The organism is Mesorhizobium sp. BHbdii (assembly GCF_053848045.1).
The window spans coordinates 1-516 of sequence record NZ_JBSPKX010000134.1 but is presented as its reverse complement, the minus strand read 5'-3'; the positions used below and the strand labels follow the sequence as shown (position 1 = coordinate 516).

The following is a 516-nucleotide window of genomic DNA, read 5'->3' as shown; positions in this document are numbered from 1 at the left end:
AAACCCGATGGTCCAGTCAGACCATGATGCGAAGCCTTAGAGCAATTCCAGGAAAAGTGTGAAACGGTTTTCCCGGGAAAAGCGTGTAGCGCTTTCCCTTGGGAATTGCGTCAAAACAAAGAGTTAGAGTGGTTCGCCGTTTCCATGAAACGGTGAAACGCTCTAGATCAACCGGGCGAACGGACCCAGGACGGCTTTCCGCGTCATGGAGATTTAGCCATCAGGACATTAAAGCTGAATTTCAGCCCCTGCCTGTTCATCGAACAAGACTGAGCAGCCCCGTGCAAGCGCTACCGTGGAGAGAGCGTTTGCCACCACATCGTCGGGTGACACGAAATCGCCGGTCAGCACCCGCAACTCTTCCACGCCTTCAGCCATCGAGACAAAATTTCCGACCACTCGATCGTGCCTGCAGGCCTCGACCACGCAAAGCAGATCGATCAATTCGAAGCTGCGCATGTTCAGCCTCCAACAAAAATGTCCCTTGCTGGATCGTGAAACGCATTGGTGGAGCGT

1 protein-coding gene is annotated in these 516 nt (G+C 53.5%); it reads right to left on the bottom strand.

Annotation, left to right across the window (positions count from 1 at the left end; genetic code table 11):
- Positions 1–228: 228 nt before the first annotated feature.
- On the bottom strand, positions 229–459 hold the full coding sequence (locus ACWTU8_RS32245) for a hypothetical protein (RefSeq protein WP_454580741.1): 231 nt from the start codon (positions 457–459) through the stop codon (positions 229–231).
- Between the last annotated feature and the right edge of the window lie 57 nt (positions 460–516).

Coding starts and splice junctions, on each gene's coding strand:
- ACWTU8_RS32245 (WP_454580741.1), bottom strand. CDS start 459: ATGCGCAGCTTCGAATTGATCGATCTGCTTTGCGTGGTCGAGGCCTGC.